The following is a 24091-nucleotide window of genomic DNA, read 5'->3' as shown; positions in this document are numbered from 1 at the left end:
AACAAGACCGGAAACTACGTGGGATTCTGACATGAGACACCTGCTTTTTAGTAATTAAAACAGGTGTATTTTAGGCGGCTACGCCACTTAGGAGCTTTGTGCGGCTGCTACATAATACCGGGAATTTCGACCGCATATGCTGATGTAGTGTACGCTTGCATAAAAAATGTAAATGGTCAAGCTCGGATTGTTAGTGAAACAGAGGCTTGCCTTCCCAGCGAACATAAGATCAGTTGGAGCATCACAGGTCCTCAAGGCTCGATTGGACCCATCGGGCCGATTGGCCCGCAAGGGCCACAAGGAGTAGCGGGACCTGCCGGTCCCGTTGGACCTGCCGGCCCGGCTGGTCCTCAAGGCCCTGCTGGACCTATTGGGCCTGAAGGTCCGATTGGCCCGACAGGTCCGGCAGGAAGGGATGCTACCTTCACAGCCCAGTCCTGTCCTTCAGAGGAATTCATGGTGGGTATCGGGGCGGATGGCACCATAGTCTGTGATGGAGGTGGCACCCCAACGTGTGACGCCACTGCCTTTCAGTACCCCATTACGGCTTTCGTAGATGCCACTCTCCAAAAATGGCCTGGTGGAACGACAACGTTTGGAACAGGTACTTGTGGCGTAACAGTCAGAGCGCCGAGCCAAGAGATTTCCCTTTTGGTTAATGCTGATGGTTATCAAGTCACAAGCGTAGTTGGGTTCTCAAGTTGTACCTTGGCTAATCCCATACCTGGACCAACCTGCCGAACTCTTGAAGCCAGTTCGAGCGTAACTGTTGGCGGCACTCGTCCAACTTGCTCTAATGCAAGTGATGTCTTTAGTTCTGGTTTATCTACGGCTACTGCCACAATCAACTGTAATTAATCGGTTGATGTAATGTTGTAGGGTGAGCAATCTGCTCACCCTACTGTCTTTAAATAGAAGGGAGTCGCTATTTTTGCGAAAGCTTGTTTTGGGCAACCCAGCCAGCAAGCGGAAAAAATCACGCGACCCGCTAATCCCTGCGGCTGCCCCAGCCGTCCTGCTTCTCTCGTTTTATACCCGACAAAGGGTATAAAACTTGTTTACGCAATGACTCGACGCGATGTCGGAATGCTTTGCATTTTCACTACGCCAACAACGCTTCGTGAAAACGCCCAAGGCCGTAAGGCGTGTACATGGTAGGGGGGATTAGCCGCGCAAATATGCGGTCTATCCGTTTTGTTTGAACTTTGGGCGCGGCGTAATCCACCGAATGTGGTGACTTAAGGAATGGCGGATTACGACGCGCGGTTAAATCGCACATATTTGAAGGCTAGATGTTTTGCGCGTCTCGGCAACTGCTCCTGCGTTGCCCTACCTCCTGCATCCTTGCAGTCGTAATCCTCCCTACTATGCTACGACAATCGCCACATTCCCGTTATGCCGCGCCGAGCATCGGAGCATTTATCAGGAATAGCCCGTTAGGGACGCGATAGGGATATCGCGTGTTGTCAAAGGGGCAGGAAGTCCCTTTTGACAACCCCTTGTAAATGCGAGAAGCGCAGGGAGCAAGCGGCATCCGGGTCGCCTTTTATTTTGATACTTTCTTTTTTTGAAAAAAGCTCCAGCATTTTACACATTCACCACATCCATGTAGCTTGGTGAAGCAAAAGAAAGTATCTCGCCTTCGGGTGCGAGAACCCGATTAAAACAACAGTCGCGGTAGCGACACATTTATTTTCACATCCCTTTGTTCTGGATTCCGACAATCCCTGCCGGAATGACACTTTACTTGTATTAGAAACCTAGAACAAGTGTAGATTAATTCATGGTTCGACAAGCTCACCACGAACGGAATTTACAAAACAACCGCGCCAACAATACCGTCCCATCAGTTACAATTAAAAAATGGAATTCAAAATCACCAATCAGGACGGCCATGCCAGACGAGGCCAACTTACCCTATCCCACGGCATAGTAGAAACCCCTGTTTTTATGCCAGTCGGCACTTACGGAGCCGTAAAGTCACTCGCTCCGGACGATCTCTTAAGCCTGGGCGCTCAGATCATTTTAGGCAACACCTTCCACCTCATGCTACGCCCAGGTACGGGCGTAATCAAGGCGCATCAGGATTTGCATGGTTTTATGGGCTGGCAAAAACCCATCCTCACCGATTCCGGCGGTTTTCAAGTGTTCAGTCTCGGTGCGTTAAGAAAGATAAACGAGCAAGGCGTGACGTTTAAATCCCCCATCAATGGCAGCCCCATTTTTATGGGGCCGGAAGAATCCATGCAAGTGCAGCGGGATCTGGGTTCCGATATTGTCATGATTTTCGATGAGTGTACGCCGTATCCCGCGACCATAGAAGAAGCGGCAACATCCATGCGTTTGTCCTTGCGTTGGGCAAAGCGCAGCAAACAGGCATACGGCGACAATCCTTCGGCTTTATTTGGTATCGTACAAGGCGGAATGTACGAACATCTTCGACGGGAATCTATTGCAGGTTTGGTTGACATAGGTTTCGATGGTTATGCTATTGGCGGTTTGTCAGTGGGAGAGCCTAAAGAAGAAATGATGCAGACGCTGGATGCAATACATAGGAAAATGCCAGCCGATAAACCCCGTTATCTAATGGGGGTTGGCACACCTGAGGATTTAGTCGAGGCGGTCAGGCGCGGTATCGACATGTTCGATTGTGTAATGCCCACACGCAATGCCCGTAACGGTCATTTGTTTACGACCTTCGGGGTGGTAAAAATCAGGAATAGCCAATACGAATTTGACACCGGCCCCTTGGATGAAACGTGTACTTGCTATACCTGCCGGAATTATTCCAGGGCGTATTTGCGCCATCTCGATAAATGTAAGGAAATGCTGGGTTCCAGGCTTAACACACTGCATAACCTCCATTACTATCTGAGTCTTATGCAAGGTTTGCGTGATGCCATAGCAAAAAAAGAGCTGGATATTTTTGTCCAGCGGCTTTACCAACAACGAGGAAAAGTTGCTCCAGTTGTGTCATAATGCGGGATTATCTAACAACACGAATAAAAACTGAGGGTAACAATGAGTTTCTTTATCTCTGACGCTTTAGCCGCCGCACCCGCTGCACAACAACCCGGCATGGAAGGTTTGTTGTTTCCGGCTGGCATTTTGGTGTTTTTTTATTTTCTGTTCCTGCGCCCCCAAGCCCAACGCGCAAAAGAAAAAAAGCAAATGATCGCTGCCATGGGTAAAGGCGTAGAAGTCGTAACAACGGGCGGTATTTTGGGTAAAGTCGTCGATCTGGATGATAATTTTGTCAAGCTGGAAGTCGGCGACAATATCTTTATCCAGGTGCAGCGCCAAAGCATAGAAAGCATGATGCCTAAAGGAACGTACAAGGCAGTCACTAAAAAAAGCAGCCAAAGCCCGGCTTAAAGAGATCGGGTTGCAAAAAACACAGTTAGTTGAATTGTCGGAATAACACATGCAAAACCACTACCCGCTTTGGAAAAACCTACTGATACTGGGTGTTTTCCTCGTAAGCCTTATTTACTCATTGCCGAGCTTGTATGTCGAAGACCCTGCTGTCCAGATGTCATCCACCAGCGCACTGACTCAGGAACAGGCCAACAGGATCGAATCCACTATCAAGACTAGCGGCGTAAGTTCAAAAGCTTTTGAATTTAAAGACGGCCGGATTTTAGCGCGTTTTGCCAATACCGACGATCAGTTGAAAATCGCGGACTTGCTCAGGGATCAATTGGGTAATGACGCGACGGTTGCGTTAAATCTTGCGCCAACGACTCCGGCGTGGTTGCAGAATATAGGCGCTGATGCCATGTATCTGGGCCTGGATTTACGCGGCGGGGTGCATTTCCTGCTGGAAGTGGATATGGATGCGGCGGTAAAGCAAGCGGAAGAGCGTTATACGGAAGACTTACGGTTAGCATTAAGGGATGCCAAAATACGCTACCTGTCTGTTTCTAAAGAGAGCGGCTTTATTAAAGTCAAGTTAAAGTCTGCTGATGACAAACCGACGCTACTTAATATTCTGGATAAGGATTTTAAAGGGCTCAAGATTACCGAGCCAGACGAACAGGATCAACTCTGGCTAAAAATGTCCGAAGCGGATGCGCGCGAGGTGAAAAAATTCGCTGTAGCCCAGAACATGACGACCTTGCGTAACCGCGTCAATGAACTAGGCGTCGCTGAGCCAGTGATCCAGCAACAAGGTGAAAACCGTATAGTCGTGCAGTTGCCGGGTGTGCAGGACACCACTAGAGCCAAAGAAATATTAGGTACTACCGCTACGTTGGAATACCGTCTGGTCGATGTGGAACATGATGTGCAAAAGGCAGTTGAGGGGCATGTTCCGGTAGGCAGCAAGTTGTATTACGATAAAAATAAGAATGCCGTACTGCTGGATAAGCGTGTCATAGTCACCGGAGACCAGATTGTCGACGCTTCTTCCGGTTTGGATCAGGATGGACGGCCTGCGGTATTCATTTCATTGAACGGGATTGGCGCAGCAAAAATGGGCAAACTGACCCAGGCTAATGTCGGTAAGCCTATGGCAGTGGTGTTTATCGAAAACAAGGTCGAAACAAAAATTATCGATGGGCAAAAAATACGGCACAAGGAAAAAATCGAAAAGGTCATCAGTGTGGCGACCATTCAGGGCGTTTTTAGTAAACGCTTTCAAACAACTGGATTAGACAGTCCGCAAGAAGCGCGTAACCTGTCATTATTGCTCCGCGCCGGGGCTTTGGCAGCGCCGATTGACATTGTTGAAGAACGCACGGTAGGCCCCAGCCTGGGTCAAGATAACATCAATAAAGGTGTTTTATCGTTTGTAGTGGGCTTTGTGTTGGTCGTTTTGCTGATGGCGGGTTATTACAAGCTCTTCGGCATGATAGCCGATATTGCGCTGGCCTTTAACGTGGTTATAGTCGTGGCAATTTTGTCGATGTTACAGGCGACCCTGACCTTGCCGGGGATTGCGGGGATTATCCTGACCGTCGGTATGTCCGTTGATGCTAACGTATTGATCTTTGAACGGATTCGGGAAGAACTCAGGAATGGCAACACGCCGCAATCCGCTATCTATATGGGCTATGACAGGGCTTTCGCGACCATTCTGGATTCGCATGTCACGAACCTGGTGGTTGCAGTCGTCTTATTCGCTTATGGAACCGGCTCCGTCAAGGGTTTTGCGGTGACGCTCATTATTGGTATTTTGTCTTCCATGTTCACAGCTATTACCGGTACACGGATGGTCATCAACTGGATATATGGTAACCGCAGGGTTGAGAAATTATCAATTTAAACAGTGCGTAGGGGCAATCCCTTGTGGTTGCCCTAGGGTTCAGGACAATAAAAAGCAACCACAAATAGGGCAACCACAAGGGATTGCCCCTACATTAGAAGATTGAAAAATGAAGGCCACACATATTAATTTTATTGGTAACCGAAAAATTGCAATGACCTTTTCGGGCATTTTGATGGTGATAGCGATCATCTCACTAGCCGTACGCGGCTTGCAGATGGGTATTGATTTCACGGGCGGCACACTGATTGAAGTCGGCTATCAAGAAGCTGCCGATCTGACCGCACTACGTAAGAGCTTAAGTGAGTCAGGTTTTGCCAATGCGACTGTGCAGAATTTCGGCACTACCAAAGACGTCCTTATTCGCTTGAAACTTCAAGAAGGCGTGAGTAGTGCGGATTTGAGCACAAAAGTGCTGGAAGCCATCAACAAAAATACGGCTACGTCGGCAAGTTTGCGCCGTGTCGAGTTTGTGGGGCCGCAAGTCGGTGACGACCTTGCAGAGGATGGTTTTTTGGCCTTGTTGTATTCAACGATGGCCATATTGGTTTATGTGGCCTGGCGTTTTGAATGGAAGTTTTCAGTAGGTGCGATCATCGCAACCTTCCATGATGTTATCGTGACGTTGGGCGTATTTTCTGTTTTCGCCCTGGAGTTCGATCTGACGGTACTGGCGGCCGTTCTCGCCCTGATTGGTTATTCCCTTAACGATACCATCGTCATTTATGACCGGATCCGGGAAAACTTTAGAAATTTAAGAAAAGCTTCGACCGAAGAAATCATGAATAACGCTATTAATGTCACCTTAAGCCGTACCATCATGATTTCGCTTACCGTGTTCCTGGTGCTGGTTTCCCTGTTTTTCCTGGGCGGTGAAGTCATCCATAATTTTTCGATTGCCCTGTTATTCGGGGTAGTTTTCGGCACCTATTCATCCATTTTTATTGCCAGCCCCATGGTTTTGATATTGGGCATCAGTCCTGAAGATTTGATTATACCCGCCAAAGAAGGCGCGGAATTGGATAGGATGCCTTAATTCAGGGCTATTCGGTAAGTTTGATCGGTTATAATAAAAAGCTATTTTTAATTTACTTGGAGTTTCAAAACCACATGGCGATAGAACGCACTTTTTCGATCATCAAGCCTGATGCGGTTGCAAAAAATGTCATTGGTGAAATTTATTGCCGCATTGAAAAAAGCGGCTTAAAAATTGTCGCAGCAAAAATGTTGCACCTGACCCAAACACAGGCCGAAGGTTTTTACGCAGAACACAAAGAACGCGGATTTTTTAAGGATTTGGTCGCGTTCATGATTTCAGGCCCAGTCATCATGCAGGTTCTGGAAGGCGAGAATGCTGTTTACAAGCACCGTGAAATCATGGGTGCAACCAACCCTAAAGAAGCGGCACCTGGAACGATACGCGCCGATTTTGCCAATAGTATCGACGAAAATGCGGTGCATGGCTCTGATGCGCTTGAAACTGCCAAACGGGAAATTGCTTATTTTTTCTCAGCCAATGAACTCTGCGCCCGTACCCGTTAAACAAAAAACTTTCAATTTGCTGGATTTCGACAGGGAAGGTTTGGCGACCTTTTTTGTCGGATTAGGCGAAAAGCCTTTCCGTGCCACACAATTGCTCAAATGGATTTATCAGGAAGGCGTAGTTGACTTCAATTTGATGAGCAATTTCAGCAAACCGCTGCGTTCTTATCTTCAAGGGAATTGCCATATAACAACACCTGAAATCGTTTTGGAAAAGCTCGCTAGGGATGGTACGCGCAAATGGGTGGTTCAGACTGGCTGTGGCAATCAAATAGAAACGGTGTTCATACCCGAAGAAAGCCGAGGCACCTTGTGTGTGTCATCGCAAGTGGGTTGTGCTCTTGCATGTACTTTTTGTTCGACCGGGCAACAAGGATTTAACCGCAATTTGACCACCGCTGAAATCATCGGTCAGGTCATGGTGGCCCAACAGCGCTTGGGCGATGAAAAAAAGATCACCAATGTGGTCATGATGGGTATGGGTGAGCCACTGTTAAATTTTGATAATGTTGTTGCCGCCATGAATTTAATGATGGATGACTTCGCTTACGGCCTCTCCAAGCGGCGGGTAACCATCAGCACCTCCGGCGTGGTGCCGGCCATGTATCGGTTAACGCAAGCCTGCGATGTCAGTCTGGCGGTATCCTTGCATGCGGTGACCGATGGATTGAGGGATGAGTTGGTTCCCATCAACAAAAAATATCCCTTGAAAGAGTTAATGGCCGCCTGCCGGGTTAATGCCAAAATTGCGCCCAGGCGCACCATTACGTTCGAGTATGTTATGCTGAATGGCATCAATGATTCAATCGAGGATGCACGCGGCTTGATTAAGCTGCTCAAATCGGTGCCGTCCAAGCTGAACCTGATACCGTTCAATCCGTTTCCAAATACCATTTACACCTGCTCTAGCAACAACACGATTAACCGTTTTAAAACGCTGTTAAACGAAGCCGGAATTGTGACAACAGTGAGAAAACCCCGTGGCGAAGATATTGATGCTGCATGTGGGCAGTTGGTTGGCCAAGTTGCAGATAAAAGCCGAAGGCATCTTAAACTAAAAACTGTGAGTGCCGAATATGCCGTTTAAATCGAACTATAGGATGACACGAATTATCGCCGGACTGCTGTCAATAACGTTATTGGCCGCTTGTTCCTGGTTTTCAAAAGCCCCGGCCGAAAAGCCTACGGATATTTATTTGCAATTAGGTATCCGGTACATGGATATTGGTAAATTGGAATTGGCTAAGGAAAATTTACTAAAAGCATTGGAAAAAGATCCCAATAATGCACAGGCGCATAGTGCGTTGGCCTTCTTGGATGAAAAAATCAATCATTTTGACGAGGCCAGACAACATTATGAAGCTGCCCTGGAGTTGTCGCCCGATGATATAGGCATACAAAACAATTATGGCAAGTTTTTGTGCGACCGTAGGCAGTTCGATAGAGGGTTGGCTTTGCTGACACAGTCAACATCCAATATGTTGAATGACCGGCCGTGGATGGCATTGACCAATTCTGCGCGTTGTCATCTAGGCATGGGGCAACGACCGCAAGCGGTCACACTTCTTAAACAAGCGATAGGCCTTAATGGCCAATATCCGGCTGCATTGCTCGAAATGCAAAAAATCAGTTACCAAATGGGCGATTACAAGGCTGCAGGAGATTACTTGCAGAGGTACCTGGGCGAGGCAAACCATACGCCCCAAACCTTGTGGGTTGGCATTCAAACGGAGCAGGCCCTAGGAAACCTGTCGCTTGCCAATGAATACCGGAACTTGTTGCTGGAAAAATTTCCGAATTCAAATGAAGCCAAACAAGTGGCAGGCCTTCGTTAATCAAGCGCTAAGCATTCGATTCGGTAGATGGCGACTAATATCCAAGCAATTCGAGGGATGCACGATGTGCTCCCGGATCAAACTCCGCTTTGGCAATATGCTGAACGTATTATAAGGGATGTGCTTTCCAGTTATGGCTATAGTGAAATCCGCTTACCCATCGTAGAAAAAACGGAATTGTTTAAACGCTCTATCGGCGAAGTTACCGATATTGTTGAAAAGGAAATGTATACCTTTGAAGACCGCAACGGAGATTCGTTGACGCTCAGGCCGGAGGGAACTGCCGGTTGTTTGCGGGCCTGTCTGGAGCATGGCTTACTGAATCACCAAACCCACAGATTGTGGTATTACGGCACTATGTTCCGGCACGAAAGACCACAGAAAGGACGCTATCGGCAATTTATTCAACTCGGTGTCGAAACTTACGGTATGTCCGATCCCGATATTGATGCGGAATTGATTCTGCTGATGGATAGATTATGGAAAAAGTTCGGTATCCGCGATAAGGTCAGGTTACAGCTGAATTCCTTGGGGACTATTGCCGAGCGTCTGGCTTATCGGGAAGTGTTGGTGGCTTATTTTCAGCAACATAAGAACAGTTTGGATGAAGACAGCCACCGCAGGTTGAATACCAACCCATTGCGGATTTTGGACAGCAAAAATCCCGAAATGAAAGATGTTGTTGCCCATGCGCCGGAGTTTATGGCTTATCTAGGCATCGACAGTTTGGCGCATTTCAAGGCCATCACCACAACCTTAGAAGATTTGAGTGTTGTGTACGAAATCAATCCCAGGTTAGTCCGCGGCATGGATTACTACAGTAAAACGGTTTTTGAGTGGATAACGGATGAACTGGGTTCGCAAGGCACTGTCTGTGCTGGCGGACGTTATGACGGACTCATAGAACAATTAGGCGGAAAACCTAACCATGCCGTCGGTTTTGCAATGGGTATGGAACGGTTGCTAGCCTTGCTGGAAACCCGCGAAGATATTCCTGTCGCAAAAACGGTTGATGCTTATATGATTCGGGTGGGCGAAAGGGCAGAACGGGAAGGTTTGCGTTTTGCAGAAACAATCAGGAATGAGGTTCCTGCCCTCAAGCTGCAACTGTCTGTCGATGGTGGCAGTTTTAAAAGCCAGTTCAAAAAGGCGGACAAGACCGGCGCAGAATTTGCCATAATTCTTGGCGATGACGAAGTTGACCGTGGGGAAGTCGGTATCAAATGCTTAAGGAACGGCCTTGACCAACAGACGATGCCGCAAAACCAGGCGATCAGTTTTCTGCAACAGCAACTATAGACAGCAGGAAACGGCATAGGAACGAGGCTGTGAATGCAATATCAAATCAGGCTATGTGTATTAACCTCAGAGAACACGAAGGACACGAAGAAAATAATTTTATTTATTCAAGCTATTGAAGACTTCGTGTTCTTTGTGGTTATTCCTCCGATTTATGCTAATGCACACTACTTTCATAGTCTCGAACGCTTTAACTCCAATAAGTTTTAAGTATTTTAACAGGGAAATAAGTTAATCTTTGTCGTTTGTAGGAGATGGAACCGTGCAAAATATGAATGATAGAATCCTAGTCATTAAATAAAACAGAGAACAGCAGTGGCAATTTACGATACAGAAGAAGAGCAACTTGAAGGGTTAAAACGATGGTGGAAGGAAAACGGCACATCAACAGTTGTGGGTATAGCCATTGGTATTGCCATTATTGTCGGATGGAACTACTGGCAAGAACACAAGAAAGACCAGGCAAATCAGGCTTCGGCCATCTACGACCAATTACTCAAAGCAGCTGAAACCGACCAAAAAGACTCGGCAGATAAACTGGCCAAACGTTTGCAAGAGCAATTTACAGGCACTAGTTATGCTGCTTATGGCGGCTTGTTTCAGGCGAAATTCAAGGCCCAGGCGGGCGATATTGCAGCGGCAAAGGAAATCCTTAAAAAAATCGCTGACGGTTCGGACAAGGAATTAAGCCACATCGCCAAGATCAGGTTGGTCAAATTGATGCTGGCTAGCGGTGAGTATGAGCAAGGGCTACAAGTTATCAATGATGTCGATCAATCAGAAGCGGCAAAATTTTCGGACAATTACGATGAGTTGGTGGGCGATTTGTATGTGGCCTTGGATCGCTTGGATGAGGCCCGCACGGCTTACCAAAAAGCGCTAAAAAATGGTTACCAGTCTCCGTTGTTGCAACTTAAAATCGATGACCTGACAGCGCCAGAAAAAATCGAAACTAAAAAATAATGCGCTTTACTCATCCCTTAACTATTCTGCCCTTACTCGTCGCCCTGATGCTGTCAGGCTGCGCCACCTTTGATACGGTCAGCGAATCTATTTCCGGTATCAAGGATTATTTTACCGGCGGGGCTGACAATGCTGATCCGCCCAGTGCGCTGGTTGAATATACGCCGGAAATTCAGGCTGAATTGCTTTGGAAGGAAAGTGTCGGTGTAGGTACGGACGGACAAACCTTGAAACTGGTTCCGGCCATCGGGAATGGCAGGATTTATGCTGCGGACAGGGACGGGCTGGCACAAGCCAGGGATTTGAGTACGGGTAATTTAGCTTGGGAAGTTGAAATTGAAGATGAAAACGGGGAAGAAGTCCATTTTTCCGGTGGCCCGGGTTTAGGGGTTGGGGCTGTTATTTTGGGCACCAACGATGGCGAGGTTATCGCATTAAACATTGAAAATGGTGCTTTGCTCTGGAAAACATCAGTATCAAGCGAAGTCATGTCCGTTCCTGTGGTTGCCGATGGTATCGTTATCATACGCACAACAGATGGTTCGGTCATTGCGTTGAATGAAAAGACAGGGCAAAAAAGTTGGAGCTACGAACATAACGTGCCAGCTTTAACGGTGCGCGGCACTGGCGCACCTTTAAACATCGAAGACACTCTCATAGAAGGCTATGACAACGGCAAGTTGATGGCCTTGCGTTTGGAAGACGGCAAGTATGTCTGGGAATCCAGCGTCACCATCCCCAAGGGTCGCTCAGAAGTCGAACGTTTGGTGGATATCGATGTTGACCCCATAGAGTCCCGTGGCGTTATCTATACGGCCAGTTATAACGGCGGTTCCGCTGCCGTTTCAATCTTGGATGGCGACGTGTTATGGCGGAATGAAGCCGTTTCCTCACATACCGGGTTAAGCCAGGATGAGCAATACCTTTACATTTCGAATTCTGAAGGGCATGTTCTGCAATTAGATAAGCGCACCGGCTCGTCTTTGTGGGAGCAAAAAGATTTGCACGGACGGAAACTGACCGCACCTGCCGTTTATCAAGGCTATGTCGTCGTCGGCGATATTGAAGGCTATGTCCATTGGTTGAGCAGTACGGATGGTCGGCAGATGGGCCGTGTGCAAGTCGCAGGTGAGGCGATTGATGCCAAGCCAGTTGTGGTCGGCGACACCGTTTATGTTTATGCCAAAGATGGTACCTTGGCCGCCTTAAATGCCCGCTAGCCATGTTACCCGTTATCGCCTTAGTAGGCCGCCCCAATGTGGGCAAATCCACCTTATTCAATTACTTGACCCGCAGCCGCGAAGCGTTAGTCGCCGATTTTCCTGGCTTGACGCGGGATAGGCAGTACGGTCGTTTAAAGCACGGCAACAGGGCTTGTCTGGTCGTCGATACCGGCGGCATAGCAGACGATGCAGAAGGCATCGAAAGCCTCGCACGGAAGCAGGTGCAAATCGCGCTGGAAGAAGCCGATATCGTGTTCTTTATGGTCGATGCCCGCGAAGGCTTGAGCGCTTCCGATAAGGTGATTGCCGAAACCTTACGGAAACTCGCCAAGCCTGTGGTTTTGGTGACCAATAAGGTTGATGGTCTCGATGCCAGTGTAGCGATGTCTGATTTTTATTCATTAGCCTTGGGCGAACCCATTGCCTGTTCAGCCGCTCATGGGCGCGGTATCCCCGAACTGTTGGAAAGGGCTTATCAGTTATTGCCGCTTGATGAAGAAGCGGTCGATGCTAATCAAGGCGGTATAGGAATCGCGGTAGTTGGTAGGCCAAATGTAGGCAAATCAACCTTAGTCAATCGGCTTTTGGGTGAAGAACGGGTTATTGTTTTTGACGAACCGGGCACGACCCGCGACAGTATTTATATCCCTTTTGAGCGGAATGGCAAGCATTTTACCCTGGTCGATACGGCGGGTATGCGCCGCCGTGCCAGGGTTTCAGAAACTATCGAAAAATTCAGCATCATCAAATCCTTGCAGGCCATTGAAAAATCGCACGTAGTTATCTATCTGATTGATGCCAGCGAAGCCATTACCGACCAAGACGCGCATTTACTGGGCTTGGTCTTGGAAGCAGGACGGGCGCTCATTATCGGCTTGAATAAATGGGACGGCTTAAGCAGCGAACAAAAAGCGACGATACACCGCCAACTCGACGTGAAATTGTCCTTCCTCGAATTTGCCGAAAAGCACCCCATCTCGGCATTACACGGCAGCGGTGTAGGCAAATTGTTCGATGTTGTCCATACCTTGTACGATTCGGCGATGGTGAATATGGCTACGCCGATGTTGACCCGGATCCTCAAGGAAGCCACCGACGCGCACCAGCCTCCTTTGGTAGGTAATCGCCGTATCAAATTAAAGTATGCCCATCAGGGTGGTCGGAATCCGCCCGTGGTTATCATCCACGGTGTACAAACCGACGCACTGCCAATTTCCTACAAACGCTACCTGACCAATTATTTCAGGACTAAATTGCACTTATCCGGTACGCCGATACGGTTGGAATTTAAATCACCAGTCAACCCATTCCAGGGACAAAAAAACAAGCTAAGTGACCGGCAAGTAGAAAAACGTAAACGCTTGGTCAAGCACATGAAAACCAAAAAATAAGGGGAATCTCTAGAAATTCCCTCTCCCTCTGGGCATAGGTATCTACACAACTCGTCATCTCGGCAGGGATTGCCGAGATCCAGATGCCATGGATGGCAATGCCAAGTATTGCCAACTGTTTTTTTAGCCACATGGAACCCTTTTTGAACTGTTTTTCACATCCCTGTGTCCTGGATTCCGGCAATCCCTGCCGGAATGACGGCGGTTTAACTTGTGTAGATACCTATGCCCTCTGGGAGAGGGCTAGGGTGAGGGTTGTAAATGATTGATTTTAATCTCCTCATCCCAACCTTCTCCCGAAGGGAGAAGGAGGAGTTTTTTGAATTTTTAGAGATTCCCATTAGAAATAACCGAAGCTTACAGATGTTTTCAAAAGCTGCTACGGCAGAGCCTGCAAAAGAAGCTGCAAAACCTGCTGCGCCGGAAAAAGCAGAACCTGCTAAAAAATATGGTTTTTATCAACCACAAAAAAGGGGGGGAAACCGCCCTTTTTTATTAGTGTGCGCGGCTAATCTACCCTATTTTTCTTTGAAATAAGGTTAAACTTAAACCAACACGGAGGTAAATAGCATCTTTACCCCAGCCCAGCATAATTGGCGTTAACTTAAGTTATCTGATATTACTGTAATCTGCTACGCTACATAAAAACGATAAGCGCCTGAAACAAGGGGATTTGATGGCACAACTGACAGAGCAGGAAAAACAGGAAATCATCCGCTTTATTGAAGCGGGTAAACCGCTGCCGGATAAATACCGTTTTTTGCTGTTCGACGACAAGCGCGAGGTTGAACTGGTCTGGAATGGCAAGACCAATGAAGTCTGTAATGTCGTGCTGCCGTTTCAGGTCATTGAGCAAGTGGACGAACCCCGTACCGAGAAAGACGCAAGGTTGCAAGCCGACTTGTTTGATATGGATGCCCGTGGCCGCCAGTTAAAAGGCTGGACGAACAAGCTGATCTGGGGCGACAACAAGCTCATCCTCTCCAGCCTAAAAAACGGCCCATTGCGGGAAGAAATCGAACAGCAGGGCGGTATCAAGTTGATTTATATCGATCCGCCCTTCGATGTCGGCGCTGATTTCAGCATGGATATTGAAATCGGCGACGATACCTTCACCAAGAAACCGAGCATATTAGAAGAACTTGCCTATCGTGATACCTGGGGTAAGGGTGCGGACTCTTTTATCGCCATGATTTATGAGCGGTTGGTGTTGATGCGGGATTTGCTGGCTGTAAATAGCATCATTTATATCCACTTGGATTGGAGGACAATCCATTATGTAAAAACGATGCTAGACGAAGTATTCGGAAAAGAAAAGTTTATGTGCAATGTCGTTTGGAAAAGAATTTCAAGTGGCCGTAAAGCAGCGTCAAACAAGTGGCTTGCAGTCGATGACATCATGCTGGTTTATACGAAAGGTGAGTACGCCATTACCTCGCAATATGTGGACTATTCCGATGAGTACAAAAAGCGTTTCATTTACGAAGATGACCGAGGAAAGTATTTTTGGGACAACATTGGGACGTATTCACAAGAACGCTTGAAAAAGCTAGAAGATGAAGGGCGAATCAAATACTCCGCCAATCCCAGCGCAAAACCAAGGATGAAAAACTATTTAAGTGAAGGCAAGGGCATCATCATTGACAATATTTGGACGGATATTTCACCCGTAAACTCGCAAGCTAACGAAGATACTGCTTATGCGACCCAAAAACCCGAAGCCCTGCTCGAACGCATCATTAAAGCTTCTTCTAATGAGGGCGACCTGATCGCCGACTTCTTCTGTGGTTCTGGCACTACGGCAGCGGTTGCGGAAAAACTAGGCCGCAAATGGATCACCAGCGATTTAGGGAAATTCGCCATCCACACCACCCGTAAGCGTCTTATCGGTGTTCAGCGGCAGTTGAAGGCTGAGGGCCTTAATTACCGTGCCTTTGAAATCCTTAACCTTGGGAAATACGAACGCCAGCTTTATATCGGCGTGAATCCCAATCTGCGCGAGACGGAAAAACAAAGGCAGTTGGAAGCCAAGGAAGCGGCGTTCCTTGACCTGATCTTACATGCTTATCGCGCCGAAAAAACCGACGGCTTCCAGACTTTCCACGGCAAAAAGGCGGGGCGGCTGGTGGCGGTCGGGCCAGTCAATCTCCCGGTCACACGGTTGTTTGTGGAAGAAATCATTTTGGAATGCCGAAAAAAGCATATTACCCGCGTGGACATACTCGGCTTTGAGTTCGAGATGGGGCTATTCCCCAATGTGCTGGACGAGGCCAAGGCAAAAGGCATTGATATTGCCCCGAAATACATCCCTGCCGACGTGTTCGACAAGCGGGCAGTCGAAAAAACCAGGTTGTTTTCCATGACGTTTCCTTCATCGAAGTGAAACCCCATATCAAAAGCAACACCGTGGCCGTCGAATTGACGGATTTTTCGGTGTTCTATACCCAGGATTCCATCGCCAATGCCGAAGCCAGCCTGAAAGACAAACAAAGCAAGATCGTGGTGGATAAAGGCCAGATTGTAAAAGTCAGCAAGGATAAGGACGGCATCGTGAGCCGTGAACAACTGACCCGGCACTGGACGGACTGGATTGATTACTGGTCGGTGGATTTCGATTTTGAGGATAAGCGGGAAATCATCCGTGTTAAAAAAATACCCAGTGGACAATCTAAATTGGAAGGCTTTGAGCCACCACAAACTGAATTGGAAGAGTGGGAAGAAGTCTGGACGGGCGATTATATTTTTGAAAACGAGTGGCAATCCTTCCGCACCAAGAAAGACCGCAAGCTGGAGTTGATGAGCGTGTTCCAGGAAGTTATGCCGGGGCGGCGCAAGCTCGCGGTTAAAGTCGTGGATATTTTCGGCAACGATACGATGACGATTGTTGAAGTCAGGGTTGGGGAAAAATAATGGCATTGCACAAAGACTTCCCCGATTCGCCACACGCAATTCTTGACCCGTCTATCCGCTGGTTTCCGGCAGATGAAACGTTGCGGGAAACCAGCATGGAAAAATTGTTGCCTCCCTTAGTTTCGGAATTACGAAAAAAAGTAAAGGCGTGGCGGGATAGCGGCTATGCGAATGCCAAGGAGACCAGCCGCAGCCTTTTGAACTGGTGGTTTAAAACACCCCATCTACTGCCGAAATCAGATGGCACAATGTCCGATTTCCAGTATTACTTCGCGCAACGGGAAGCCCTGGAAACCATCATTTACTTGTATGACGTGGTAGCCGTGAAGGATAAAGTTGACCTGATGCGGTTTGATAGTTCCGGTTTGGTTTCAGGAAACATGTTCGATGAAACCTGGCGACGCTTTGTGGTCAAAATGGCGACCGGTGCGGGTAAAACGAAAGTGATGAGCCTGGTTTTGGCATGGAGTTATTTTCATAAGTGTTATGAACCAGATTCTGAGTTGTCCCGCAACTTTCTGGTGATTGCGCCGAATATCATTGTACTGGATCGTATCTATAAGGATTTTGCTGGTTTGCGTATCTTTTTTGAAGACCCGATATTGCCTGATAACGGTTTTGACGGGCAAAACTGGCGAGATGACTTCCAGTTGACCTTGCACCTTCAAGATGAGGTACGTATTACCAATCCGGTCGGCAATATCTTCCTGACCAATATCCATCGTGTCTATGGTGGCAATGAAACTATTCCTTCGCCAGACGATGATAATACGATGGATTATTTTCTCGGGACGCGGCCTACCGGCGCAACCACCGACTCCAAGGTCGATTTGGGCATGATCGTCCGGGATATTGACGAATTGGTTGTGCTCAATGATGAAGCGCACCATATCCATGACAGCCGTTTAGCTTGGTTCAAGTCTATTCAGGATATACATCATCGACTGCTGCAAAAAGGCGACAAGCTTTCGCTGCAAATAGATGTTACTGCGACACCCAAACATAACAACGGCGCTATTTTTGTGCAGACCGTGTCCGATTATCCGCTGGTCGAGGCGATCTGGCAGAATGTGGTGAAACATCCGGTGCTGCCTGACGCAGCCAGCCGAGCCAAGTTGGCGGAACGCCAAAGTTCTAAATACACAGAGAAGTACGCCGATTATCTTAATCTAGGCGTGGTCGAGTGGCGTAAGGTCTTTGCCGAACATGAAAAAATGGGTAAGAAAGCCATATTGTTCGTCATGACAGATGACACCAAGAATTGTGATGACGTGGCGGAGTATTTGGAAGGTAATTATCCTGATTTGAAGGGTGCGGTGCTGGTTATTCATACCAAGGACAATGGCGAAATTTCCGAAGCCGCCTCTGGCAAAGCCAAAGAAGAACTGGAAAAGCTACGCAAACTGGCGAATGAAATTGACAACCAAGACAGCCCCTATAAAGCCATTGTATCGGTGCTGATGCTGAAAGAAGGTTGGGATGTCCGTAATGTCACCACCATTGTCGGCCTTCGGGCGTATGCCGCAAAAAGTAATATTCTTCCCGAACAAACACTAGGGCGCGGTTTGCGTAAGATGTATCCGGGTGGTGTGGAAGAATATGTGAGTGTGGTGGGCACTAACGCCTTTATGGATTTTGTGGAATCCATCCAGGCAGAAGGTGTTGTGTTAGAACGTAAACCGATGGGTGGCGGAACCAAGCCGATCACGCCGTTAGTCATCGAGATTGACCAGGAAAACGAACACAAAAACCTCGATGAGCTGGATATTGAAATTCCGGTAATGACCCCGCGTATTTACAGGGAATACAAAAATATTTCCGATTTGAATGTTGCGACATTGAGCAATAAGAAAGTGCTGTACAAGACATTCAGCGAAGAGGAACAGCGCGAAATCGTCTTTAAGGACATCACCACGGGCGAGATTACACACACTACCATTCTCGACACGGCGGGCATTGCCGATTACCGCAGCGTAATTGGCTACTTTACCCAAGCAATCATGAAAGACCTGCGCCTGATTAGCGGTTACGATGTGCTTTACGGCAAAACCAAAACTTTCGTGCAATACCAGTTATTTGATAAGGCAGTGGATTTGGAAGACGCTAATACCTTAAGAAATCTATCGGAACTCGCGGCTACGCGAACCCTGATTGAATCATTCAAGAAAGCTATTAATACGCTCACGGTTAGGGATAAAGGCGATGCCGTGATTCGGGATAGCATCAAGCTTAGACAAACCCGGCCATTCATGACGAAAGACCAAGGTTATCTGATCCCTAAAAAAAGCATTTTCAATAAGATCATTGGGGACAGTCACCTAGAATTACAATTCGCACGTTTTTTGGAAGATTGCGACGATGTGATTTCCTATGCGAAAAACTACATGGCCGTACATTTCAAATTGGATTATGTGAACGCGGATGGCGATATTTCCAACTATTATCCCGATTTTCTCGTCAAGTTGTCACCGACGGAAATTTATATAGTTGAAACCAAAGGGCAAGAAGACCTTGACGTTCCAAAGAAAATGGAACGGCTACGCCAATGGTGCGAAGACATAAACGAGGTGCAATCCGATGTAAATTACGGTTTTGTGTATGTGGATCAGGAGGGTTTTGAGGAATATAAACCTGATTCGTTTTTAAAGCTGGTAGAAGGTTTTAGGGAATATCATTAAAAACACGCAAGTAACAGGTTGAATATGCCGTAAAGTTGATTGTTTATCGACTTTTTCTAAATTTTTGTCGATTATGAGTTACAGTATTCAAGCTAAGGATACTCTTATTGTTATTCTCAGTCACTATTGAAAACCAGCTACTCAGCACTAAAAATTTTTTCATAGTTCCACATCATTTTACGATTTTCACAATAAATTTACTGAGATTTATCGGGCATTTTCCACACAGTTTTACAAATGCCCAAAATAAGTTAATCGGCAATCTGTTATTCAAAATAAAAGGAATAAATTATGGCAACCATAAAATTTCAAGGCAACCCGCTCCATACATCAGGTGAACTACCCGCAGTAGGCAGCAAAGCGCCAGATTTCACCCTGGTCAGTGGCAAATTGGCAGACGTGACACTGGCAACCTATACCGGCAAGAAAAAAGTGTTGAACATCGTTCCTAGCCTCGATACGCCGACTTGCGCGATGTCCACCCGCAAATTCAACGAAAAAGCCAGCAAGCTTGACAACACCGTCGTGCTGGTAGTTTCCGCCGACTTGCCTTTTGCCCAATGCCGTTTTTGTGAAACGGAGGGATTAACCGACGTTATTCCCTTATCCACATTCCGCTCCAGCTTTGCTGACGATTACGGTGTCAAGTTAACCGATACCTTTCTCGCCGGGTTAACCGCCCGCGCTATTGTCATTATTGGCGAAGACAATACGGTGTTGTACACGCAACTGGTCGATGAACTCGCCAACGAACCAGATTACGATAGCGCATTAGCAGCTTTATAGGTTTCCGGGCTACCGTAGGGGCAGGCCTTGTGCCTGCCCAGGCGATCCCCCGTGGTTATACGGGCAATACCTTGTGGTTAGGGGAAGCACAAGGGATTGCCCCTACGGTTGCGCGTAAAAATCAAATTTAACTGATTTTTTTAGGATTACGGGTGTTAGGCACTAAAATAGGCCGATATTTTTTCCTGTCATTTGCTTATCGTGCTTAACATCATCTGGATTTTCTTTTTTCTTGCCGCTTTTTGCACCGCCTTAGTCAAGCTAGCTGTGTTTGGTGACCAACAGGTTTTCACGTTGCTCATGGAGGCCATGTTCAGCTTGTCCAAATCGGCGTTTGAAATTTCCTTGGGTTTAACGGGCGTTTTGGCCTTGTGGTTAGGCATTATGCGAATTGGTGAACGTAGCGGTTTTATCCAGCTTTTAACCCAATGCCTCATACCTTTGTTTAGCCGATTGATGCCCGATGTTCCTAAAGATCATCCGGCATTGGGCGCTATCGTCATGAATATTTCTGCCAATGCGCTCGGTTTGGATAATGCTGCAACGCCTTTGGGCATTAAGGCTATGAAAGAATTACAGACCCTAAATCCGCACCCGGAAACCGCCAGCAATGCACAAATCCTGTTTCTGGTGATTAACACTGCGGGCGTGACTTTATTTCCGGTGACGATTTTGACCTACCGCGCCCAGTTGGGTGCAGCGAATCCCACGGACGTATTCATCCCGATATTGATCGCCACCTACATGTCCACATTGACGGGCTTGCTGGCTGTGGCGGCGGTGCAAAAAATCAATCTGCTGGATAAGGTCGTCATGGCTTATCTAGTCGGATTTACAATAATCGTGGGTGGCTTGCTTGGCTATTTTACCCATTTGCCGCAGCAAGAAATGCTTGCCCAATCGGCGTTGATGAGTAATGTCATTTTGTTTTCCTTGGTTATTATCTTTATCTGTGGCGCAATTTACAAAAAAGTGAATGCCTACGATGCCTTTATTGAAGGCGCGAGAGAAGGTTTCCAGACCGCCATTACGATTATTCCTTATTTGGTTGCCATGCTGGTTGCGATTGGCGTATTCAGGGCCAGTGGTGCGCTGGATTTACTGGCGGATGGTGCGCGTTCTATGGTGCATTTTTTTAAGATGGATGATAGATTTGTTGATGCTTTGCCCACGGCGCTCATGAAACCTTTTAGCGGTAGCGGTGCCAGAGCCATGATGATTGACACCATGAAAACCCACGGCGCGGATTCCTTTGCCGGAAGGCTGTCGTCGATTGTGCAGGGCAGTACGGAAACTACATTTTACGTGTTGGCAATATATTTCGGTTCGGTAGGCATCAAGAATATTCGCCACGCCGCCGCATGTGGACTAATAGCTGACTTTGGCGGTATTATCGCGGCTATTGTTGTCGCCTACTGGTTCTTTGGATGATTCATGAAAGTTCACCTTAAAACACTGGGCTGCCGTCTTAACGAGGCTGAGCTGGAAACCTGGGCGCAGGCATTTCAAAATTCCGGCCACCAAATCACACGGCAAGCCGAAGCGGCCAACTTGATTGTCATTAACTCGTGTGCAGTGACCCAGGATGCGGCCAGAAAGTCCCGTCAATTGATTCGTCGCGTACACAGGGAAAATCCTGCCGCCAAACTGGTCGTGAGCGGCTGCTATGCCACCTTAAATCAACAAGAGGCCGAACAGTTGATGGGCGTTGACCTGGTGGTAAGCAATAAAGATAAAGATAAGCTGGTCGAAAAAACTTTGGCTGAATTGAACCTGGACACCATGCCCGCTATGTCCACTGAGCCGGGAGCCATCTCGCTGTTTATCCGTGGGCGGCAACGCGCCTTCGTTAAAGTGCAGGATGGTTGCCGGTATCGCTGTACGTTTTGCATTGTCACCGTGGCGCGTGGGGAAGAAAGGAGCCGACCTTTACAGGAAGTTATTGATGAAATCAATGCCCTGCACCAGCAAAATATCAAAGAAATTATCCTGACTGGAGTGCATCTGGGTGGTTATGGGAGCGATTTAGACAGTAATCTCACCGACTTAATCAAAGCGATACTTGCGGAAACCGATGTTCCACGTATCAGGCTGGGTTCCCTTGAACCTTGGGAACTGCCCGACGACTTCTTTCCGTTATTCGATAATCCCAGGTTAATGCCGCACCTGCATTTGCCGTTGCAGAGCGGCTCGGATACCGTGCTGCGAAGAATGGCGCGACGCTGTAAAACCCAGGAGTTTGCCAATATTGTTTCTCGATTAAGGCAAATCAACCCGCTGTTCAATATTACGACCGATATTATCGTCGGCTTTCCGGGCGAAACGGAACAGGAATGGCAGGATAGCCTGGAATTTATCAGGCAAGTTGGTTTCGGTCAGCTACATATATTTACCTACTCGCCCAGAGAGGGAACCAAGGCCGCTAGCTTGCCTAATCCGGTTCAAGATCCGATAAAAAAGCAACGCAGCCAGCAACTGCATCAGCTTGGTGATGAGATGAGGTTAAGGTTTTATCACGACAATCTCGGTAAGCAGTTTCCGGTCTTGTGGGAAGGCTATTCCGAACTCGTTGGCTCAGACAGGCAGCGGGTATTTGGCTATACACCCAACTACCTTAAGGCTGCTTGTGTGATAAGTAAGGATAAGTCCCTGGAAAACAAAACCACCCTGGCGACATTAAAAACAGTTAGCGATGCCTGTATTTTGGTTGAGCAAACGGAATGAGGGTTTAAAATCACATTACCCACCTTCACTCTAGTCCTCTCCCAGTGGTCATAGGTATCACCCAAGTACCTGCTACTTCTCCCTTGAGGGAGAAGGCCGGGATGAGGGGGTTAAATAGCTGATTTTGATCTCCTCACCCCAACAACCCTCTCGGCAACTGCTCCCGGCGTTGCCCGACCTCCTGCATCCATGCAGTCGTCCAGCAGGAGAGGGGGCAGAGCGGCTTCCGGTAACATCCAAGAGAAAGTCTAACCATTTACCAATCCTATACAGCTTCCGCCGTTGCCCTTATGCGATCAGGGCGAGATTAGCGATAACTTATGCAGGAATCCCCGTCGAAATAAGGGAAGTGCAGTTTAAATATAAACCTGAAGGGATGTTAGCCATATCTCCCAAAGGCACAGTTCCGGTATTGCAACTGTCAGATGGCAAGGTAATCGAAGAAAGCCTGGACATCATGCACTGGGCGTTGGCGCAAAATAGTCCCGATAATTGGCTGGATGCTGGTAAATATTCTGAAAGGCTAATCCAATGGATTGATGGCTATTTTAAATATTAGTAACTATTCAGCGAAAATCCAGAAATAAAGCTTGACAAGTTTTTTCGCCAAAAAATGCAGATTCACGCACCCATCCGAAGTCGTACCCAAATACCTGTCTTCGCGGCACATCTCTCAGGAAGCCCTTGCCTCCACCGCGTATAGCCCCGCGCTTGCGATTCCACATCCCGCGCCGTCTGGCGGCGCTTCTCGAAGTCCACAACTGCTGCGAGACAGGAGTCGAGAAGTCCCCAGAAGCGATAGGGCTGGGCGTTTTCTCGAAGCGTTTTTTGCGTAGTTAAAATGCAAAGCATTCCGACATCGCGTCGAGTCATTGCGTAACCAATGTTTGATACCCTTGTTGGGTATCAAACGAGGGAAGCAGAGCCTGTCCTGAGTGTAACCGTAAGGAACGGCTGGGGCAACCGCAGGCATTGGCGGTCGCGTGATTTTTGCCGCTTGCTTGGGCTGGGACGACAAATCGCTCCTGCATTTGCTGCATTCACGCCATCCTTGGCGCACATGCCCAAAACAAGCTTTCGCAAAAATAGCGACTCCCTTCTCATGACCGATACAGGGGTGCCGTTCACCAACAACCAGGGCGAGAACGACATCCGCATGACCAAGGCCCACCAGAAAATCGCCGGATGCTTCCGCCCTCAAGAAGGCGGCGGTATCTTTTTCCAGGTACGCAGTTATTTATCCACCTGCCGGAAAAACAATGTCTCGGCAACGCAGGTTGGCCCTGCTTTTCGAAGGGACGATGCCTGCCTAGTACACGCCTGCTAGCAGCGCTCCATAACTAAGGGCTGTTCTCAATTAAGTTTAACAAATAGCCTGATGTTATTGTATTATATTTAAATTTCTAACAGGGCTTATGCCCAGGACTATTTTAAGGGATGACCAATGGGAACGCGTCCAAGACCTATTGCCAGG

At 47.7% G+C, this 24091-nt stretch carries 22 protein-coding genes and 1 pseudogene; 21 read left to right on the top strand and 2 right to left on the bottom strand.

Annotation, left to right across the window (positions count from 1 at the left end):
* Nucleotides 1-444 precede the first annotated feature (444 nt).
* Nucleotides 445-639, bottom strand: a complete 195-nt coding sequence (locus ACLQ6D_RS04075; protein WP_411726012.1) for a hypothetical protein — start codon at nt 637-639, stop codon at nt 445-447.
* A 463-nt stretch (nt 640-1102) separates the two neighbouring features.
* The gene (locus ACLQ6D_RS04070) at nt 1103-1279 is read right to left on the bottom strand and encodes a hypothetical protein (protein WP_411726011.1); all 177 of its coding nucleotides are present in this window, start codon (nt 1277-1279) and stop codon (nt 1103-1105) included.
* A gap of 584 nt (nt 1280-1863) precedes the next feature.
* On the opposite strand from ACLQ6D_RS04070, the gene tgt reads away from it, so the two are divergent.
* From tgt to ACLQ6D_RS03965, 21 genes and pseudogenes are all read left to right on the top strand, one after another.
* On the top strand, nt 1864-2979 hold the full coding sequence (gene tgt, locus ACLQ6D_RS04065; RefSeq protein ID WP_411726010.1) for a tRNA guanosine(34) transglycosylase Tgt: 1116 nt from the start codon (nt 1864-1866) through the stop codon (nt 2977-2979).
* Nucleotides 2980-3021: 42 nt separating this feature from the next.
* A complete protein-coding gene (yajC, locus tag ACLQ6D_RS04060) occupies nt 3022-3375 on the top strand; it encodes a preprotein translocase subunit YajC (protein ID WP_411726009.1) in 354 nt (117 codons plus the stop codon).
* Between the two features lie 49 nt (nt 3376-3424).
* Entirely contained in the window at nt 3425-5266 is a 1842-nt protein-coding gene (gene secD, locus ACLQ6D_RS04055; RefSeq protein WP_411726008.1) for a protein translocase subunit SecD, read from the top strand.
* 109 nt (nt 5267-5375) lie between these two features.
* On the top strand, nt 5376-6302 hold the full coding sequence (secF, locus tag ACLQ6D_RS04050; protein ID WP_411726007.1) for a protein translocase subunit SecF: 927 nt from the start codon (nt 5376-5378) through the stop codon (nt 6300-6302).
* A gap of 74 nt (nt 6303-6376) precedes the next feature.
* On the top strand, nt 6377-6808 hold the full coding sequence (gene ndk / locus ACLQ6D_RS04045; protein WP_411726006.1) for a nucleoside-diphosphate kinase: 432 nt from the start codon (nt 6377-6379) through the stop codon (nt 6806-6808).
* Nucleotides 6783-7895, top strand: a complete 1113-nt coding sequence (rlmN, locus tag ACLQ6D_RS04040) for a 23S rRNA (adenine(2503)-C(2))-methyltransferase RlmN (RefSeq protein ID WP_411726005.1) — start codon at nt 6783-6785, stop codon at nt 7893-7895. Before ndk ends, rlmN begins: the two co-directional genes overlap by 26 nt.
* 13 nt (nt 7896-7908) lie before the next feature.
* Nucleotides 7909-8643, top strand: coding sequence for a type IV pilus biogenesis/stability protein PilW (gene pilW, locus ACLQ6D_RS04035; RefSeq protein ID WP_411726004.1), 735 nt, complete (start codon nt 7909-7911; stop codon nt 8641-8643).
* A gap of 27 nt (nt 8644-8670) precedes the next feature.
* Nucleotides 8671-9942: a histidine--tRNA ligase gene (hisS, locus tag ACLQ6D_RS04030; RefSeq protein ID WP_411726003.1), complete on the top strand. Its 1272-nt coding sequence runs from the start codon at nt 8671-8673 to the stop codon at nt 9940-9942.
* Between the two features lie 315 nt (nt 9943-10257).
* Nucleotides 10258-10905 (top strand): YfgM family protein, encoded by a 648-nt coding sequence (locus ACLQ6D_RS04025; RefSeq protein ID WP_411726002.1) that lies wholly within the window; start codon nt 10258-10260, stop codon nt 10903-10905.
* Nucleotides 10905-12125: an outer membrane protein assembly factor BamB gene (gene bamB, locus ACLQ6D_RS04020; RefSeq protein ID WP_411726001.1), complete on the top strand. Its 1221-nt coding sequence runs from the start codon at nt 10905-10907 to the stop codon at nt 12123-12125. Before ACLQ6D_RS04025 ends, bamB begins: the two co-directional genes overlap by 1 nt.
* A gap of 2 nt (nt 12126-12127) precedes the next feature.
* Entirely contained in the window at nt 12128-13519 is a 1392-nt protein-coding gene (gene der / locus ACLQ6D_RS04015) for a ribosome biogenesis GTPase Der (protein WP_411726000.1), read from the top strand.
* 261 nt (nt 13520-13780) lie between these two features.
* Nucleotides 13781-14056, top strand: coding sequence for a hypothetical protein (locus ACLQ6D_RS04010; RefSeq protein WP_411725999.1), 276 nt, complete (start codon nt 13781-13783; stop codon nt 14054-14056).
* Nucleotides 14057-14195: 139 nt separating this feature from the next.
* Nucleotides 14196-15902 (top strand): site-specific DNA-methyltransferase, encoded by a 1707-nt coding sequence (locus ACLQ6D_RS04005; protein ID WP_411725998.1) that lies wholly within the window; start codon nt 14196-14198, stop codon nt 15900-15902.
* Nucleotides 15899-16429, top strand: a complete 531-nt coding sequence (locus ACLQ6D_RS04000; RefSeq protein ID WP_411725997.1) for a hypothetical protein — start codon at nt 15899-15901, stop codon at nt 16427-16429. The genes ACLQ6D_RS04005 and ACLQ6D_RS04000 overlap by 4 nt, the downstream gene beginning before the upstream one ends.
* Complete coding sequence (locus ACLQ6D_RS03995; protein ID WP_411725996.1) at nt 16429-19107, top strand: DEAD/DEAH box helicase family protein; 2679 nt, start codon at nt 16429-16431, stop codon at nt 19105-19107. The genes ACLQ6D_RS04000 and ACLQ6D_RS03995 overlap by 1 nt, the downstream gene beginning before the upstream one ends.
* 291 nt (nt 19108-19398) lie before the next feature.
* On the top strand, nt 19399-19893 hold the full coding sequence (tpx, locus tag ACLQ6D_RS03990; protein WP_411725995.1) for a thiol peroxidase: 495 nt from the start codon (nt 19399-19401) through the stop codon (nt 19891-19893).
* Between the two features lie 201 nt (nt 19894-20094).
* A complete protein-coding gene (locus ACLQ6D_RS03985; protein ID WP_411725994.1) occupies nt 20095-21324 on the top strand; it encodes a nucleoside recognition domain-containing protein in 1230 nt (409 codons plus the stop codon).
* Between the two features lie 3 nt (nt 21325-21327).
* Nucleotides 21328-22617: a tRNA (N(6)-L-threonylcarbamoyladenosine(37)-C(2))-methylthiotransferase MtaB gene (mtaB, locus tag ACLQ6D_RS03980; RefSeq protein WP_411725993.1), complete on the top strand. Its 1290-nt coding sequence runs from the start codon at nt 21328-21330 to the stop codon at nt 22615-22617.
* 124 nt (nt 22618-22741) lie between these two features.
* A complete protein-coding gene (locus ACLQ6D_RS03975) occupies nt 22742-23176 on the top strand; it encodes a glutathione S-transferase N-terminal domain-containing protein (protein ID WP_411725992.1) in 435 nt (144 codons plus the stop codon).
* Between the two features lie 31 nt (nt 23177-23207).
* A complete protein-coding gene (locus ACLQ6D_RS03970; RefSeq protein ID WP_411725991.1) occupies nt 23208-23453 on the top strand; it encodes a hypothetical protein in 246 nt (81 codons plus the stop codon).
* A 266-nt stretch (nt 23454-23719) separates the two neighbouring features.
* A pseudogene (locus ACLQ6D_RS03965) lies at nt 23720-23930 on the top strand (IS66 family transposase); the annotation flags it as partial.
* Between the last annotated feature and the right edge of the window lie 161 nt (nt 23931-24091).

It is taken from the genome of Methyloglobulus sp., assembly GCF_046714055.1.
Classification (GTDB): Bacteria; Pseudomonadota; Gammaproteobacteria; order Methylococcales; family Methylomonadaceae; genus Methyloglobulus.
This window is presented reverse-complemented; position numbering and strand designations above follow the sequence as displayed.

Coding starts and splice junctions, on each gene's coding strand:
- ACLQ6D_RS04070 (WP_411726011.1), bottom strand. CDS start 1,279: ATGTGCGATTTAACCGCGCGTCGTAATCCGCCATTCCTTAAGTCACCA.
- tgt (WP_411726010.1), top strand. CDS start 1,864: ATGGAATTCAAAATCACCAATCAGGACGGCCATGCCAGACGAGGCCAA.
- yajC (WP_411726009.1), top strand. CDS start 3,022: ATGAGTTTCTTTATCTCTGACGCTTTAGCCGCCGCACCCGCTGCACAA.
- secD (WP_411726008.1), top strand. CDS start 3,425: ATGCAAAACCACTACCCGCTTTGGAAAAACCTACTGATACTGGGTGTT.
- secF (WP_411726007.1), top strand. CDS start 5,376: ATGAAGGCCACACATATTAATTTTATTGGTAACCGAAAAATTGCAATG.
- ndk (WP_411726006.1), top strand. CDS start 6,377: ATGGCGATAGAACGCACTTTTTCGATCATCAAGCCTGATGCGGTTGCA.
- rlmN (WP_411726005.1), top strand. CDS start 6,783: ATGAACTCTGCGCCCGTACCCGTTAAACAAAAAACTTTCAATTTGCTG.
- pilW (WP_411726004.1), top strand. CDS start 7,909: ATGACACGAATTATCGCCGGACTGCTGTCAATAACGTTATTGGCCGCT.
- hisS (WP_411726003.1), top strand. CDS start 8,671: ATGGCGACTAATATCCAAGCAATTCGAGGGATGCACGATGTGCTCCCG.
- bamB (WP_411726001.1), top strand. CDS start 10,905: ATGCGCTTTACTCATCCCTTAACTATTCTGCCCTTACTCGTCGCCCTG.
- der (WP_411726000.1), top strand. CDS start 12,128: ATGTTACCCGTTATCGCCTTAGTAGGCCGCCCCAATGTGGGCAAATCC.
- ACLQ6D_RS04010 (WP_411725999.1), top strand. CDS start 13,781: ATGATTGATTTTAATCTCCTCATCCCAACCTTCTCCCGAAGGGAGAAG.
- ACLQ6D_RS04005 (WP_411725998.1), top strand. CDS start 14,196: ATGGCACAACTGACAGAGCAGGAAAAACAGGAAATCATCCGCTTTATT.
- ACLQ6D_RS03995 (WP_411725996.1), top strand. CDS start 16,429: ATGGCATTGCACAAAGACTTCCCCGATTCGCCACACGCAATTCTTGAC.
- tpx (WP_411725995.1), top strand. CDS start 19,399: ATGGCAACCATAAAATTTCAAGGCAACCCGCTCCATACATCAGGTGAA.
- mtaB (WP_411725993.1), top strand. CDS start 21,328: ATGAAAGTTCACCTTAAAACACTGGGCTGCCGTCTTAACGAGGCTGAG.